We start from the raw sequence: 13,304 nt of genomic DNA, 5'->3' as shown, positions 1-13,304 counted from the left end.
GCCCCGTGCGGGGCGGCCCGGTCTGCTCCCTGGCGGGGGTCAGTGCTTGAAGGCGTCCTTCACCTTCTCGCCGGCGGACCGCAGGTCGGCCTCCGACTGCTCGGTCCGGCCCTCGGCCTCGAGGCGCTCGTCGTCGGTGGCCTTGCCGGCGGCCTCCTTGGCCTTCCCCTCGGCGTCGCGTGCGGTGTTCTCCAGCTTGTCGTCGAATCCCATGATGGTCTCCATCCACTCGTCGGGGCACGAAGCCGTTTCTTGACCCGGTGCGGTCCCGTCACGGTACGACGGTCGCCCGGCGCAGCGGGTGGATCGGTGCACGGCGGTTTCGCGGCCGCCGGCGACGCTAGGGCGCGATGACGACGACGAGGTCGCCGCCCTCCACCTGCTGGTGCCCGTCGATGGCGAGCCGCTCGACGGTGCCACCGGTGGGGGTCGTGATGTTGGCCTCCATCTTCATCGCCTCGATCGTCGCGACGACCGCGCCGGCCTCGACCGGGTCGCCCTCGGCCACCGTGGCGGTGACGACCCCGGCGAACGGGGCGGGGACGTGCCCGGGCTTGGCGGGGTCGGCCTTCTCGGCGGCCTTGGTCTCGGCCTCGATGGAGCGGTCGCGTACCTGCACGGGCCGGAACTGGCCGTTGAGGGTGCACATGACGGTGCGCATGCCCTGGCGGTCCGCCTCGCCGACCGAGCTGATGCCGAGCAGCAGCCGCTTGCCGGCCTCGATCTCGGCCTCGTACTCGACGTTGTACTCGAGCCCGTGGAGGAACTCGATCGTGCCGAGCACCGACAGGTCGCCGTACAGGTCCCGGGTCTGCTCGTAGTCCGCCGACGGGCCGGGGAAGAGCAGGTGGTTGAGCGTGCGCCGGGTGTCGGTGACGAGCGACTCCTCCTGCTCGGGGGTGAGCTCGGTGACCCGGGGCTTGACGGTGCGCCCCTGGAGGGCCTTGGTCCGGAACGGCTCGGGCCAGCCTCCGGGCGGGTCGCCGAGCTCGCCGCCGAGGAAGCCGATGACCGAGTCGGGGATGTCGTACTTCGTCGGGTTCTCCTCGAAGTCCGCCGGGTCGGCGCCGGCACCGACGAGAGCGAGGGCGAGGTCACCGACGACCTTGCTGGACGGGGTGACCTTGACGAGGTTGCCGAGGATGGCGTTGGCCGCCGCGTACATGTCCTCGATGTCCTCGAAACGGTCGCCGAGGCCCAGGGCGATCGCCTGCTGGCGCAGGTTCGAGAGCTGGCCGCCGGGGATCTCGTGGACGTAGACGCGGCCCGTGGGGGAGGCGAGCCCGGACTCGAAGGGCCGGTAGAGGTGACGCACGGCCTCCCAGTAGGGCTCCAGGGCGAACACGGCGTCGAGGTCGAGACCGGTGGGCCGGTCGGTGTGGTCCGTCGCGGCGACCAGCGCCGACAGGCTGGGCTGGCTCGTCGTCCCCGACATGGTCGCGGTCGCGGCGTCGACGGCGTCGACCCCGGCGTCGATGGCCGCGAGGAGCGTGCCGATCTGACCGCCCGCGGTGTCGTGGGTGTGCAGGTGCACGGGCAGGTCGAAGTTCTCGCGCAGGGCCGTCACGAGGCGGCGGGCGGCCGGGGCCCGCAGCAGGCCGGCCATGTCCTTGATCGCCAGGACGTGCGCCCCAGTACCGACGATCTTCTCGGCGAGCCGCAGGTAGTAGTCGAGGGTGTAGAGCTCCTCGCGCGGGTCGAGGAGGTTGCCGGTGTAGCAGAGGGCGACCTCGGCGACCGCGGTGCCGGTCTCGAGCACGGCGTCGACGGCGGGTCGCATCTGCTCGACGTCGTTGAGGGAGTCGAAGATCCGGAAGATGTCGAGGCCGGTCCGGGCCGCCTCGTGGACGAAGGCGTCAGTGACCTTCGTGGGGTAGGGGGTGTACCCGACGGTGTTGCGGCCGCGCAGCAGCATCTGGAGGGGGATGTTGGGCATCGCCTCGCGCAGCAGGGCGAGCCGCTCCCAGGGGTCCTCGTGCAGGAAGCGGAGCGCGACGTCGTAGGTGGCGCCGCCCCAGGCCTCCATCGACAGCAGCTGCGGCGTCGTGCGGGCCACGTGGCCGGCGACGTGCAGCAGGTCCGGGGTCCGCATCCGGGTCGCGAGCAGGCTCTGGTGGGCGTCGCGGAACGTCGTGTCGGTGACCGGCACGTCGGTGCGCGCGCGCAGCTGACGGGCGAACTCGGCCGGGCCGACGCGCTGCAGCAGGTCGCGGGTCCCCGGCGGCAGCGGAGCGTCGGTGTCGAGCGGGGGCAGCTTGGTGCGGGGGGTGAGGTGGGTCGTCGCCGGGCCGTGCGGCTGGTTCACCGTGACGTCGGCGAGGTACTGGAGCAGCTTGGTGCCGCGGTCGGCCGGGGTGCGCGCCTCGAGCAGCTCGGGGCGCTCGTCGATGAACCCGGTCGTGGCCTCACCGCGCTGGAAGGTGGGGTCGTCGAGCACGGCCTCGAGGAACGGGATGTTCGTCGAGACGCCGCGGATGCGGAACTCCGCCAGGGCGCGCCGGGCGCGTCGGACCGCGGTGAAGAAGTCCCGACCGCGGCAGATCAGCTTGACGAGCATCGAGTCGAAGTGCGGGCTCACCTGCGCCCCGACGAAGACGGTGCCGCCGTCGAGCCGGACCCCGCCGCCGCCGGCCGACCGGTAGACCGTGATCTGGCCGGCGTCCGGGCGGAAGCCGTTGGCCGGGTCCTCGGTCGTGATCCGGCACTGCATCGCGAACCCGCGGGTCCGGATGTCCTCCTGGCGCAGGTCGAGCCGCTCGAAGGTCTCCCCACTGGCGATCCGCATCTGGGACGCGACGAGGTCGATGTCGGTGACCTCCTCGGTGACCGTGTGCTCGACCTGGATGCGGGGGTTCATCTCGATGAAGACGTAGCGGCCGTCCTCCCCGAGCAGGAACTCGACCGTGCCGGCGTTGCGGTAGCCGATGGCCCGCGCGAACGCCACCGCGTCGGCGCACATGCGGTCCCGCAGCGCCGGGTCGAGGTTGGGTGCGGGGGCGATCTCGACGACCTTCTGGTGGCGCCGCTGGACCGAGCAGTCCCGCTCGTACAGGTGCAGGACGGTGCCCTCGGCGTCGGCGAGGATCTGGACCTCGATGTGCCGGGGGCGGACCACGGCCTCCTCGAGGTAGAGCGTCGGGTCGCCGAAGGCGGCGTCGGCCTCGCGCTGGGCCGCCTCCAGCGACTCGCGCAGGGTCTTCGGGTCGTCGACCCGGCGCATCCCGCGACCGCCGCCGCCGGACACGGCCTTGACGAAGACCGGGAAGCCGATCTCCTCGGCGGCGGCGGTGAGGGCGTCGAGGTCGGTCGTCGGCTCGGCGCCGCGCAACGTCGGCAGCCCCGCCTCCCGGGCCGCGGCGATGGCCCGGGCCTTGTTGCCGGCGAGGTGCAGGGCCGAAGCCGGCGGGCCGATGAAGGTGATGCCGTTGGCGGCGCAGGCCTCGGCCAGGTCGGGGTTCTCGGACAGGAACCCGTACCCGGGGTAGATGGCGTCGGCGCCGCACTCGACGGCCACCCGCACGATGTTCTCGTGGTCGAGGTAGGCCCGCACCGGGTGGCCCTCCTCGCCGATCTGGTACGACTCGTCGGCCTTGAGGCGGTGCTCGGAGGTGCGGTCCTCGTGCGGGAACACCGCGACGGTCTTGGCGCCGAGCTCGGTCGCGGCCCGGAAGGCGCGGACGGCGATCTCACCGCGGTTGGCGACGAGGATCTTCTGGAACACGGCAGGACCTCCGGGTCGGGGCGCGGAACGGCCCAACCCTAGTGAGGGATCCGTCGGGACGGGCGGGTCGTTCCCGACGTGGACCGGCGCTCCCCGACCCGGGGTGTGGGCCCTGGGCCCTTCGGCCGATGCCCCGATTCCGCTGCGCACGGATACGCTGCATGGTATGGCTCAGCCCGGGCAGCGACACCCGGCCTCGGCGCGGACGAACGCGCTGACGGCCGTGGGTGTCGCATGTGCCGGCGTCGCCACCCTCACGGGCACCCTCGTCTTCCAGCCCGAGGTCATGGCCGGCCTCGGGATCCTGGGGCAGACGCCCTCCATCATCGCCTCCGAGGGGCCCGTGCTGCCCCCTCCGCTACGGCCCAGCCCCGTGACGCCTCCGGGCCCCGGCACCACCCCGGAGCCGGCGCCCACGACGCCGCCGGAGGACGAGCCCGCCACGCCGCCCACCGAGACGACGACCGACGAGACCGAGCCGTGGCAGCCGCAGTCCACCGACATGCCCTGGCCCCAGCGTGTCGTCCCGGGGCCCACCGACCTGCCGCCCGGACCCGAGACCCCCGACACGATCACGCCGCCGATCACGCCGCCGGTCACCACGCCCGAGCCGCCGAAGCCGCCGAAGTCCACCCCGAAGCCGCCGACGACGACCCCGAAGCCGCCGAAGCCGCCGACGACGACCCCGAAGCCGCCCAAGCCGCCGACGACCACCCCGAAGCCGCCGAAGCCGCCGACGACCACCCCGAAGCCGCCCAAGCCGCCGCAGAGCACGCCCACCCCGCCACCGACGCCCCAGCCCCCGTCCACCGGGAACGGCAAGGACAAGGACAAGAAGGGCAACGGCCACGCCTACGGCAACGGCACGGGCAACGGCAAGTCCAACGGGTACGGCAACGGGTACGTCGACGGCACCCAACCGCCGGGCCAGACCACAAAGGACGCCAAGAGCTCGTCCTCCTCCGCGAGCTCGAAGAAGAACGCGTAGTCCGGTCCCGCCGCGGTCCGGTCCGGGGAATCCGTTGGGTCCATCGGGCGTTGGACGGCATACTGGTGGGGTCGGTGGTTCGGCCACGGTCGCCACCGGCACACAACTCAACAGCGTGGGAGTGAGCCCCTCATGGGGGTGATCGGTTTCGACATTGGTCGGATGTCCAGTGGGAAGCGGGTCGAGGACGCACGGTCATCTCGTACAACGCTCCGTGCAAACCAATAGGTGCCGATTCCAAGCGCACCGACTTCGCCCTCGCCGCCTGAGCGAGCTCGAAGTCCGTTGGCCTAGGCTCGATCTCGGCCTAGTCACCAGCGTCAGCTAGAGATCTTGCTGCGTCGTCATGCCGAGGGGCGACGCGGGACTCCTGCTCGGCTGGGCCTGTCGGGGAACGTGTGCGCGCGAGCCCCGGGGCCGAGAAAAATCCACAGCGCACTGCACCCGGAGAAGCCCTGGTCTCCCGTCAGTGGACGCGGGTTCGATTCCCGCCACCTCCACCATCGGTGTCACTCCCACGCTGTCGAGCCACGGCCCGGACCACCTCGTGGTCCGGGCCGTGCTGCTTGAATGCCTGGATGGATCGCCCCGGCCGCCCACCCGCCCCCCACGGCCTGCCGGTCCCGCGCCACGACGAGGAGCACATCGGGGCGCGTGACCTCGCCGACTGGCCCACCGTCGCCGGGCGGTGGCTGGTCCTGCTCGTCACCGTGGCCGCGACCCGGCTGGCCCGCCTCGTGGGATGGGGTCGCGACAACCTCGCTCTCGTCGTCACGGCGTTCGTCGGGGGAGCGCTCGTCCTCGTCCTCGACCTCCTCGCCGCCAAGGTCTACGACGCGGTACTGGACCAGGAGGGCCTGGAGACCCTCGACCGCCCCGTGCTCGACGCCATGGTCGCCCTGCGCACCCCGGGCGCCGACGCCGCCGTCGGCGCGTTCACCGACCTCGGCGGCATCGTCGGGATGAGCATCCTCGCCGTCGCGCTGACCGGAGCCCTGGCCGTCGTGCGGCGCTCCTGGACCCCGGTTCTGCTCATGGCCATGGCAGCGGCCGGCTCCGTCCTCATGACAATCGTGGGCAAGGACCTCATCGGCCGCTCGCGGCCGCCGGTGACCCTGGCCGTGCCGCCGCTGGAGTCCTCGCCGTCCTTCCCCTCGGGGCACACCCTGAACGCGACGGTCCTCATCGGGATGCTCGCCTACCTCGCACTGCTCGGGTCGGCCCGCGTGTGGCTGCGCTGGCTCGTCGTCGTCTCGGGCGTCCTCTTCGTCGTCTCGATGGGCCTGTCGCGGGTGTACCTCGGCCACCACTGGCTCACCGACGTCGTCGCGGGCTGGCTCCTCGGGCTCGGCTGGCTCGCGACGGTGGTCACCGCGCATCGGGTCCGTGCCACCCTGCGTCGCTCGGGTCAGCCGCCGTCCACGGCCGCGCGCCCCGCCTCGAGCCGCGCGACGGGCACCCGGAACGGCGAGCACGACACGTAGTCCAGGCCCGCCTCGTGGAAGAAGTGGACGGAGTCGGGGTCGCCGCCGTGCTCACCGCACACGCCGAGCCCGAGGCCGGGGCGGCGCTCGCGCCCCTCCCAGGCGGCCATCTGGACGAGCCGGCCGACGCCCGCCCGGTCGAGGGTCTCGAAGGGTGAGGTCCCGAAGATGCCCTTGTCGAGGTAGCGGGAGAAGAACGACCCCTCGACGTCGTCCCGCGAGAAGCCCCACACCGTCTGGGTGAGGTCGTTGGTGCCGAACGAGAAGAAGTCGGCGGCCTCGGCGAGGTCGCCCGCGGTGAGGGCCGCCCGCGGCAGCTCGATCATCGTGCCGACGCTGTGGTCGAGGTGCACCGAGTGGGCGACCCGGGCCTCGTGGGCCGCCGCGTCGATCTCCTCCCGGATCGCGGTGAGCTCCTGGACCGCTCCGACGAGCGGGATCATGATCTCGGGGTGGGCCGAGCCGCCACGCTCGACGACGCCGGCCGCCGCCTCCAGCACGGCCCGGGCCTGCATCGCGAAGAGACCGGGCACGGCGAGCCCGAGCCGGACGCCGCGCAGGCCGAGCATCGGGTTCTGCTCGTGGAGCCGCAGGACCGCGCGCAGCAGTGCGGCGTGACGCTCGGAGTGCTCCCCGCGCTCGTCCTCGAGCGCCACCCGCACCGACAGCTCGGTGACGTCCGGCAGGAACTCGTGGAGCGGGGGGTCGAGCAGGCGGACGATGACGGGGAGCCCGTCCATCGCCTCGAACAGCTCGACGAAGTCGGCGCGCTGCAGCGGGAGCAGGTCGTCGAAGACGGCCTGCCGCTCGTCGTCGGTCTCGGCGAGCACGAGCCGCTCGACGAGGATCCGCCGCTCGCCGAGGAACATGTGCTCGGTGCGGGCCAGCCCGATGCCCTCGGCGCCGAAGCGCCGCGCCCGGGCCGCGTCGGCGGCGTTGTCCGCGTTCGCCCGGACCCGGAGGCGGCGTAGCCGGTCGGCGACGGTCATGAGCCGGTGCACGGCCCGGACGACCGGGGCGGCGTCGGCCGCGGCGGGGTCGAGCTCGCCCTCGAAGTAGCGGACGACGGGGGAGGGGATGACCGGGACCTCGCCGAGGAAGATCTCACCCGTGGAGCCGTCGATGGAGATGACGTCGCCCTCCGTGACGACCTCGCCCCCCGGAGCCGTGAGGCGGCGGCCGGCGAGGTCGACCTCGAGGGACTCCGCGCCGCACACGCAGGTTCGGCCCATCCCGCGGGCGACGACGGCGGCGTGCGAGGTCTTGCCGCCGCGGCTCGTGAGGATGCCGCGGGCCGCGACCATGCCGTGCAGGTCGTCCGGGGTGGTCTCGCGGCGCACGAGGACGACGGGCTCACCCTGCTCGGCCAGGGCCACGGCCCGGCTCGAGTCGAAGACGGCCCGACCGACGGCGGCGCCTGGGGAGGCGCTCATGCCGACGGCCACCGGCTCGTGCTCCCCGTCGTGGGTGAAGTGGGGGAACATCAGCTGGGCCAGCTGGTCCCCGGTCACCCGCAGGAGCGCCTCCTCCTCGTCGATGACGCCCTCGTCGACGAGGTCGCTCGCGATGCGGAAGGCGGCCTCGGCGGTGCGCTTGCCGACCCGGGTCTGGAGCATCCAGAGCCGCCCACGCTCCACCGTGAACTCGATGTCGCACATGTCGCGGTAGTGGCGCTCGAGGCGGGTCATGATCTCGAGGAGCTCGGCGTGGCCGGCCGGGTCCAGGCGCTCGAGGTCGGTCAGGCTCAGGGTGTTGCGCACCCCTGAGACGACGTCCTCGCCCTGCGCGTCGGGCAGGTAGTCGCCGTACACGCCGTGCTCGCCGGTCGCCGGGTCGCGGGTGAAGGCGACCCCGGAGCCGGACCCCTCGCCGAGGTTCCCGAACACCATGGCCTGGATGTTGACCGCGGTCCCGAGGTCGCCGGGGATGCGCTCCCGGCGCCGGTACAGCACCGACCGGGGGGAGTTCCAGGACCGGAACACCGCCATGACGGCGGCCCGCAGCTGCTCGTGCGGGTCCTGGGGGAACGGGGCGCCGGAGGCGTCCTCGACGATCTCCTCGAAGGTCATCGCGAGGGCGCGCAGGTCGTCCGCGTCGAGGTCGACGTCGGCGCTGACCCCCCGGGCCGCCTTGGCCGCCTCGAGCGCCGCCTCGAAGAGGTCCCCGTCGACATCGAGCACCGTCTTGCCGAACATCTGGAGGAGCCGGCGGTAGGAGTCCCAGGCGAACCGGGCGTCACCGGTGGCGGCGACCAGGCCGTCGACCGCCGCGCGGCCGAGGCCGATGTCGAGGACGGTCTCCATCATTCCCGGCATCGAGAACTTCGCGCCTGAGCGCACGGACACCAGCAGCGGGTCCGCCGGGTCCCCGAGGCGCCGCCCCATCCGCGCCTCGAGGCCGGCGACGTGCGCGTCGACCTCGTCCCACAGGCTGTCGGGCACGACGCCGGACTCGAGGTAGACGCGGCAGGCGTCGGTGGTGATCGTGAAGCCGGGCGGCACCGGGATGCCGAGCCGGGTCATCTCGGCGAGGTTGGCCCCCTTACCCCCGAGCAGGTCCTTCTGGTCCATCGAACCGTTCTCGAAGTCGTGGACGAACTGCCCCACGGCTCTCGCCTCCTCCACCGCCGACGTCGATTACTACGAATCGTAGTATTCGACGCCACTCTAGTACGGCGAGGGCCCCCCTCGCGGGCCATCACTCCGAGCCGCGCCGCGCCGGTCGCCACGCAGTCGGGCGTTCTCCGCTTCCAGGTGCAGGACCATGCCGATGCCGGCCAGGTTGAGACCGGCCTCGAGCAGATCCCCGATCCGGCGGAGCCGGTCCAGGTCGTTCGCGCTGTAGCGGCGCGTCCCGCCGTCGGTGCGCTGCGGCTCGAGCAGGCCGCGGGCCTCGTACAGCCGCAGGTTCTGCACCCCCATCCCGACCAGGTCGGCGGCCACCGAGATCCCGTACACGCCACGGTCGCCGTCGGGAACAGGCACTGTCATGGGGAGCGAAACCTCCTCGAGAGAATTTCCTGCGCTGACCTCTTGCGCAAGTATGCCCGCAGTGCTAGAAGAAATCTATGGCGAGTGCTACAGATCTCTGGTCGCCGGCCTCGCCAACCACAGCGAACCACAACCACAAGGAACCACCACCACAACGAACCACAACCACAACGGAGGTGAAGACCGTGTTGATCCGCACCGACCCCTTCCGTGAGCTGGACCGACTGACCCAGCAGCTGCTCACTCCGCAGGGCACCATGGCCCGACCCGCCGCCATGCTCATGGACGCCTGGCGTGAGGGCGAGACCTTCTACGTCGAGCTCGACCTGCCCGGCGTGAGCCGGGACTCGATCGACATCGACGTCGAACGCAACGTGGTCACGATCCGGGCCGAGCGCCCGGGCCGGGCGAGCGACGCGGAGCTCGTGGCCGCCGAACGTCCGCGCGGTGTGTTCAGCCGCCAGCTCGTCCTGGGGGAGAACCTGGACACCGAGCACATCGAGGCCGGCTACGACGGTGGCGTCCTCACGCTGCAGATCCCCGTCGCCGAGCACGCCAAGCCACGCAAGGTCGAGATCAGCAGCAAGAACGAGGGCCGGCAGGCCATCAGCGCCTGACCCATGGGGACGAGGCTCATGGCCGCGGCCACCCACGGGGCGACACCGGCGGTGGAGGACGACTTCCTCGCGCTGGTGTACGCCGACGCCCAGCTGCTGCGAGCGGAGTTCGACGCGATCATCGCTGCGGGATGGCCCTCCAGTCGTCCACCCGCCACGCCCGCGGCGAGCTCGTGGACGACCACCGGCCACGCGGCCCGGGAGCCGGCGCCGCCGGGTGACCGCGCCGCGAGGGGGCGGCCACGGCCTCCGGGTGGCGCACTGCGGGGCCGGCAGCGGTCACCTCCGTGACCCGGCACCCTGGCGACGAAGCCACTGCCAGACCCCTCGCCTGGGCCGCGTTCGGAACAGTCGCGTCAGACGCATCGTGCGCGACGCCCACGCCTCGACGGCGTACAGGTTCGCGACCCAGGCGAGGCCTCCACCCGTGGAAGGACCCCTCGGCCGCGTCATGACCACCGACCGCAGCGACCCGTACGCCGTCCTGGGCCTCACCGCGCACGCGACCCAGGAGGAGGTCCGGCGCGCCTACCTCGCGCTCCTGAGGCAGCACCACCCCGACGTGCGCCGGCCGGGCGACCCGACCGATGACGCGGTCTCCGACGCCACGCTCCAGCAGGCGATCGCCGCGTACCTGGTCCTGGGCGACCCGGCCAGCCGGGCCCGCTTCGACCGCCGCACCACCGCCTCCACTGCGGCGCCTCGCGTCCGGATCCGCGTCACGCGCCCTACCCCGGGCCGTGCGGACCAGCCGCCGATCCTGGCCGGCCCGGTGCGCTGGCACCCCAGCCGATGACCGTGTCGTCCGGTCGCTCCGGCCCGCCGGCGACCTGCGGTGTCAGGCCAGCTCGAGGCGGTAGCGGTCGCCGTCGCGGGCGAAGCCGAGCCGCTCGTAGTACGGCGCGACCATCCCGGGTGCGGTGAGGACGCGGGTGAACCCGCGGTCGCGGAACAGGCCCGAGCGGCGGAACACGAACTCGCCCGGAGCGAAGTCGCGGAAGCGGGGCGTCACGTAGTCGAGCTCCACCTGGGCCGTGCCACCCCCGGCGTCCCGGACGACGATGACCCCGGCCGTCTCGTCGCCGTGCTGGACGAGGTAGGTCGAGCGGCCCTCGCCCGCTGCCCCGGCGAACTCGGGGAAGTACCGCGCGATGTCGGACCGGTACACGCCGAGGAAGTGCTGGAGGTAGGAGTCGTCCTCCCGGACGGGCAGCACCGCGTACGCGCGCTCGTCGCCGCGCTCGCGCAGCATCCGCGCGATGAAGTACAGGTTGATCCCGGCGAGCACGATGTTCATCGCGACCATCGGCCACACCTCGAGGATGGCGTTGAAGCCCGTGAGGATGACGCAGGCGATGGTGTTGAGCACCCGCAGCCGCAGGATGCGCGCCTGGAGCAGGCTGAACACGAGCAGCGCGGAACCGAACCATCCGATGGCGTCGACCCACGTCATGCGGGTCACTGTAGGGCCCACCCGGCCCCGCCACCACGACCGCCGTTTCGGCCTACCTGCCGGTACGCGGTTGGATGGGCCCATGGCCGCCGCACCCTCCATCGCGAACAGCGTCACCGTCCGCCTCGTCCTCCCGGCCCGCCCCACGGCGGTCAGCGAGATGACGAGCCTGATCGAGGAGGCGGGAGGGGTCGTCACCGGCCTGGACGTCACCGGGTCCGGCCACGCCCGGATGCGGGTCGACCTCACGATGCTCACCCGCGACCCCGACCACGCCGACGCGATCGTCGAGACGATGCGGACCGTCGAGGGCGTCGAGATCGGCCGGGTCTCGGACCGCACCTTCCTCATGCACCTCGGCGGCAAGCTGACCGTCGAGTCCAAGGTGCCGATCCGCACCCGTGACGACCTGTCGCTCATCTACACCCCGGGCGTGGCGAGGGTCTGCGAGGCCATCGCCCGCAACCCCGAGGACGCCCGGCGGCTCACCATCAAGCGCAACACCGTCGCGGTCGTCACCGACGGCACCGCGGTGCTCGGCCTCGGCGACATCGGGCCCCTCGCGGCGCTGCCGGTGATGGAGGGCAAGGCCGCCCTGTTCAAGCGCTTCGCCGACATCGACGCCTTCCCGCTCTGCCTCGACACCACCGACGTCGAGGAGATCATCCGCACCGTCAAGGCGATCGCGCCGGGGTTCGCCGGCATCAACCTCGAGGACATCTCGGCCCCGCGCTGCTTCGAGATCGAGGCGCGGCTGCGCGAGGAGCTGGACATCCCCGTCTTCCACGACGACCAGCACGGCACCGCGATCGTGGCGCTCGCGGCGCTGCGCAACGCGCTGCGCGTCGTCGGCAAGCAGCTGGAGGACGTCCGCCTCGTCATGAGCGGCGCCGGGGCCGCCGGCACCGCCATCCTCAAGCTGCTGCTCCACGCCGGCGCGCGGCACGTCGTCGTCACCGACGTCGACGGCATCGTCCACCGCCAGCGTGCCGACGTGCGCTCCGGCGACCACCCGAACCACGCCTGGATCGCCGAGCACACCAACGCCGACGACGTCGCCGGCACGCTCTCGGACGCGGTCCGCGGCGCCGACGTCTTCCTCGGGGTGTCCGCGCCGAACATCCTCACCGAGGCCGACGTGGCCTCGATGGCCCCTGACTCGGTCGTGTTCGCGATGGCGAACCCGACCCCGGAGATCGACCCCGACCTCGCGGCTCGCCACGCCGCCGTCGTCGCCACCGGCCGCTCGGACTTCGCCAACCAGATCAACAACGTGCTCGTCTTCCCCGGCGTCTTCCGGGGGCTCATCGACGCGGCGAGCAAGCACGTGACGATGGATGTGCTGCTCGCGGCCGCCGACGCGCTGTCCGCCGTCGTCACCGACGACGAGCTGAACGCGACCTACATCATCCCCAGCGTGTTCCACCCCGACGTCAGCACGGTCGTGGCCGACGCCGTCCGCAAGGCCGTCCTCGCCGCGACCAGCGAGGAGCCCCCCGTGCTGCCCGACCCCAACGCCCGTCCCCACCTGCCCGACCTCGGATGACCACCCCCGGCCGGGGGGCGCGTCGTCGGCGCCCGCTGCTGCTCGGGGCGCTCGGGGCGGCCCTGCTCGTTCAGGTCGTGGTGCTCTACGCGCCGCAGGGGACCGGCGATCTGCCGTTCCCGCACGCCGACAAGGTGGTCCACCTCGTCGTCTTCTTCGTCCCGGCCCTGCTGGCGCTCGCCGCGCGACTGCCGGCCCGCGCGGTCGTCGCGCTCCTGGCGGTACACGCCGTCGTCAGCGAGGTCGTCCAGGGCGTCGTGCTGGCCGGCCGGTCGGGGGACCCGCTGGATGCCCTGGCCGACCTCGCCGGGGTCGCGCTGGCGGCCGGAGTGTGGTGGCTCCGGCGGGCGTCCGGCCGGGGTCCCGTCCGCTGGTAGACTCGTCCTCCGCACCGAGGTGGCGGGCGCGTGGCAGCGCCCGGCCGATCGCAGATCGTGGTCGACCTCCCTCCCACCTCGCGGCGCCGGTGACACCCTCCGTCGAACCGGCCCCACGGACCACTGCT

11 protein-coding genes and 1 other RNA gene are annotated in these 13,304 nt (G+C 72.6%); 7 read left to right on the top strand and 5 right to left on the bottom strand.

Going from position 1 to position 13,304, the window contains the following annotated elements:
• Nucleotides 1–39: 39 nt before the first annotated feature.
• The gene (locus Q0963_RS03450) at nt 40–213 is read right to left on the bottom strand and encodes a CsbD family protein (protein WP_299442567.1); all 174 of its coding nucleotides are present in this window, start codon (nt 211–213) and stop codon (nt 40–42) included.
• 127 nt (nt 214–340) lie between these two features.
• The gene (locus Q0963_RS03445) at nt 341–3,721 is read right to left on the bottom strand and encodes a pyruvate carboxylase (protein ID WP_299442564.1); all 3,381 of its coding nucleotides are present in this window, start codon (nt 3,719–3,721) and stop codon (nt 341–343) included.
• Between the two features lie 166 nt (nt 3,722–3,887).
• On the opposite strand from Q0963_RS03445, the gene Q0963_RS03440 reads away from it, so the two are divergent.
• The 3 genes from Q0963_RS03440 to Q0963_RS03430 all read left to right on the top strand — a co-directional run bounded on the left by Q0963_RS03440 (nt 3,888) and on the right by Q0963_RS03430 (nt 6,193).
• On the top strand, nt 3,888–4,709 hold the full coding sequence (locus tag Q0963_RS03440; RefSeq protein WP_299442561.1) for a hypothetical protein: 822 nt from the start codon (nt 3,888–3,890) through the stop codon (nt 4,707–4,709).
• Nucleotides 4,710–4,843: 134 nt separating this feature from the next.
• Nucleotides 4,844–5,212: a transfer-messenger RNA gene (gene ssrA, locus Q0963_RS03435) on the top strand.
• A 75-nt stretch (nt 5,213–5,287) separates the two neighbouring features.
• Nucleotides 5,288–6,193: a phosphatase PAP2 family protein gene (locus Q0963_RS03430; protein ID WP_299442558.1), complete on the top strand. Its 906-nt coding sequence runs from the start codon at nt 5,288–5,290 to the stop codon at nt 6,191–6,193.
• On the opposite strand, the gene ppdK is transcribed toward Q0963_RS03430, so the two are convergent.
• Together ppdK and Q0963_RS03420 are read right to left on the bottom strand one after the other, a co-directional pair.
• The gene (gene ppdK, locus Q0963_RS03425) at nt 6,118–8,799 is read right to left on the bottom strand and encodes a pyruvate, phosphate dikinase (RefSeq protein WP_299442555.1); all 2,682 of its coding nucleotides are present in this window, start codon (nt 8,797–8,799) and stop codon (nt 6,118–6,120) included. The genes Q0963_RS03430 and ppdK overlap by 76 nt on opposite strands.
• Before the next feature lie 60 nt (nt 8,800–8,859).
• Nucleotides 8,860–9,183 carry a MerR family transcriptional regulator gene (locus tag Q0963_RS03420; protein WP_299442552.1) on the bottom strand — a complete coding sequence of 108 codons (324 nt, stop codon included), beginning with the start codon at nt 9,181–9,183 and terminating at the stop codon, nt 8,860–8,862.
• 185 nt (nt 9,184–9,368) lie between these two features.
• Between Q0963_RS03420 and Q0963_RS03415 the strand changes: the two genes are divergently transcribed.
• Nucleotides 9,369–9,800: an Hsp20/alpha crystallin family protein gene (locus tag Q0963_RS03415; protein WP_299442549.1), complete on the top strand. Its 432-nt coding sequence runs from the start codon at nt 9,369–9,371 to the stop codon at nt 9,798–9,800.
• A 451-nt stretch (nt 9,801–10,251) separates the two neighbouring features.
• The gene (locus Q0963_RS03410; RefSeq protein ID WP_299442546.1) at nt 10,252–10,596 is read left to right on the top strand and encodes a J domain-containing protein; all 345 of its coding nucleotides are present in this window, start codon (nt 10,252–10,254) and stop codon (nt 10,594–10,596) included.
• Between the two features lie 42 nt (nt 10,597–10,638).
• On the opposite strand, the gene Q0963_RS03405 is transcribed toward Q0963_RS03410, so the two are convergent.
• Nucleotides 10,639–11,253 (bottom strand): hypothetical protein, encoded by a 615-nt coding sequence (locus tag Q0963_RS03405; RefSeq protein ID WP_299442543.1) that lies wholly within the window; start codon nt 11,251–11,253, stop codon nt 10,639–10,641.
• An 82-nt stretch (nt 11,254–11,335) separates the two neighbouring features.
• On the opposite strand from Q0963_RS03405, the gene Q0963_RS03400 reads away from it, so the two are divergent.
• Together Q0963_RS03400 and Q0963_RS03395 are read left to right on the top strand one after the other, a co-directional pair.
• Nucleotides 11,336–12,799, top strand: coding sequence for an NAD-dependent malic enzyme (locus Q0963_RS03400; RefSeq protein ID WP_299442541.1), 1,464 nt, complete (start codon nt 11,336–11,338; stop codon nt 12,797–12,799).
• Nucleotides 12,796–13,176, top strand: a complete 381-nt coding sequence (locus Q0963_RS03395; protein WP_299442538.1) for a VanZ family protein — start codon at nt 12,796–12,798, stop codon at nt 13,174–13,176. Before Q0963_RS03400 ends, Q0963_RS03395 begins: the two co-directional genes overlap by 4 nt.
• Nucleotides 13,177–13,304: the final 128 nt, after the last annotated feature.

The sequence above is a fragment of the uncultured Phycicoccus sp. genome (assembly GCF_947495705.1).
Taxonomy (GTDB): domain Bacteria; phylum Actinomycetota; class Actinomycetes; order Actinomycetales; family Dermatophilaceae; genus Phycicoccus.
Note: the sequence above shows the minus strand (reverse complement) of the source record. Positions and strands in the feature narration are given on the sequence as shown.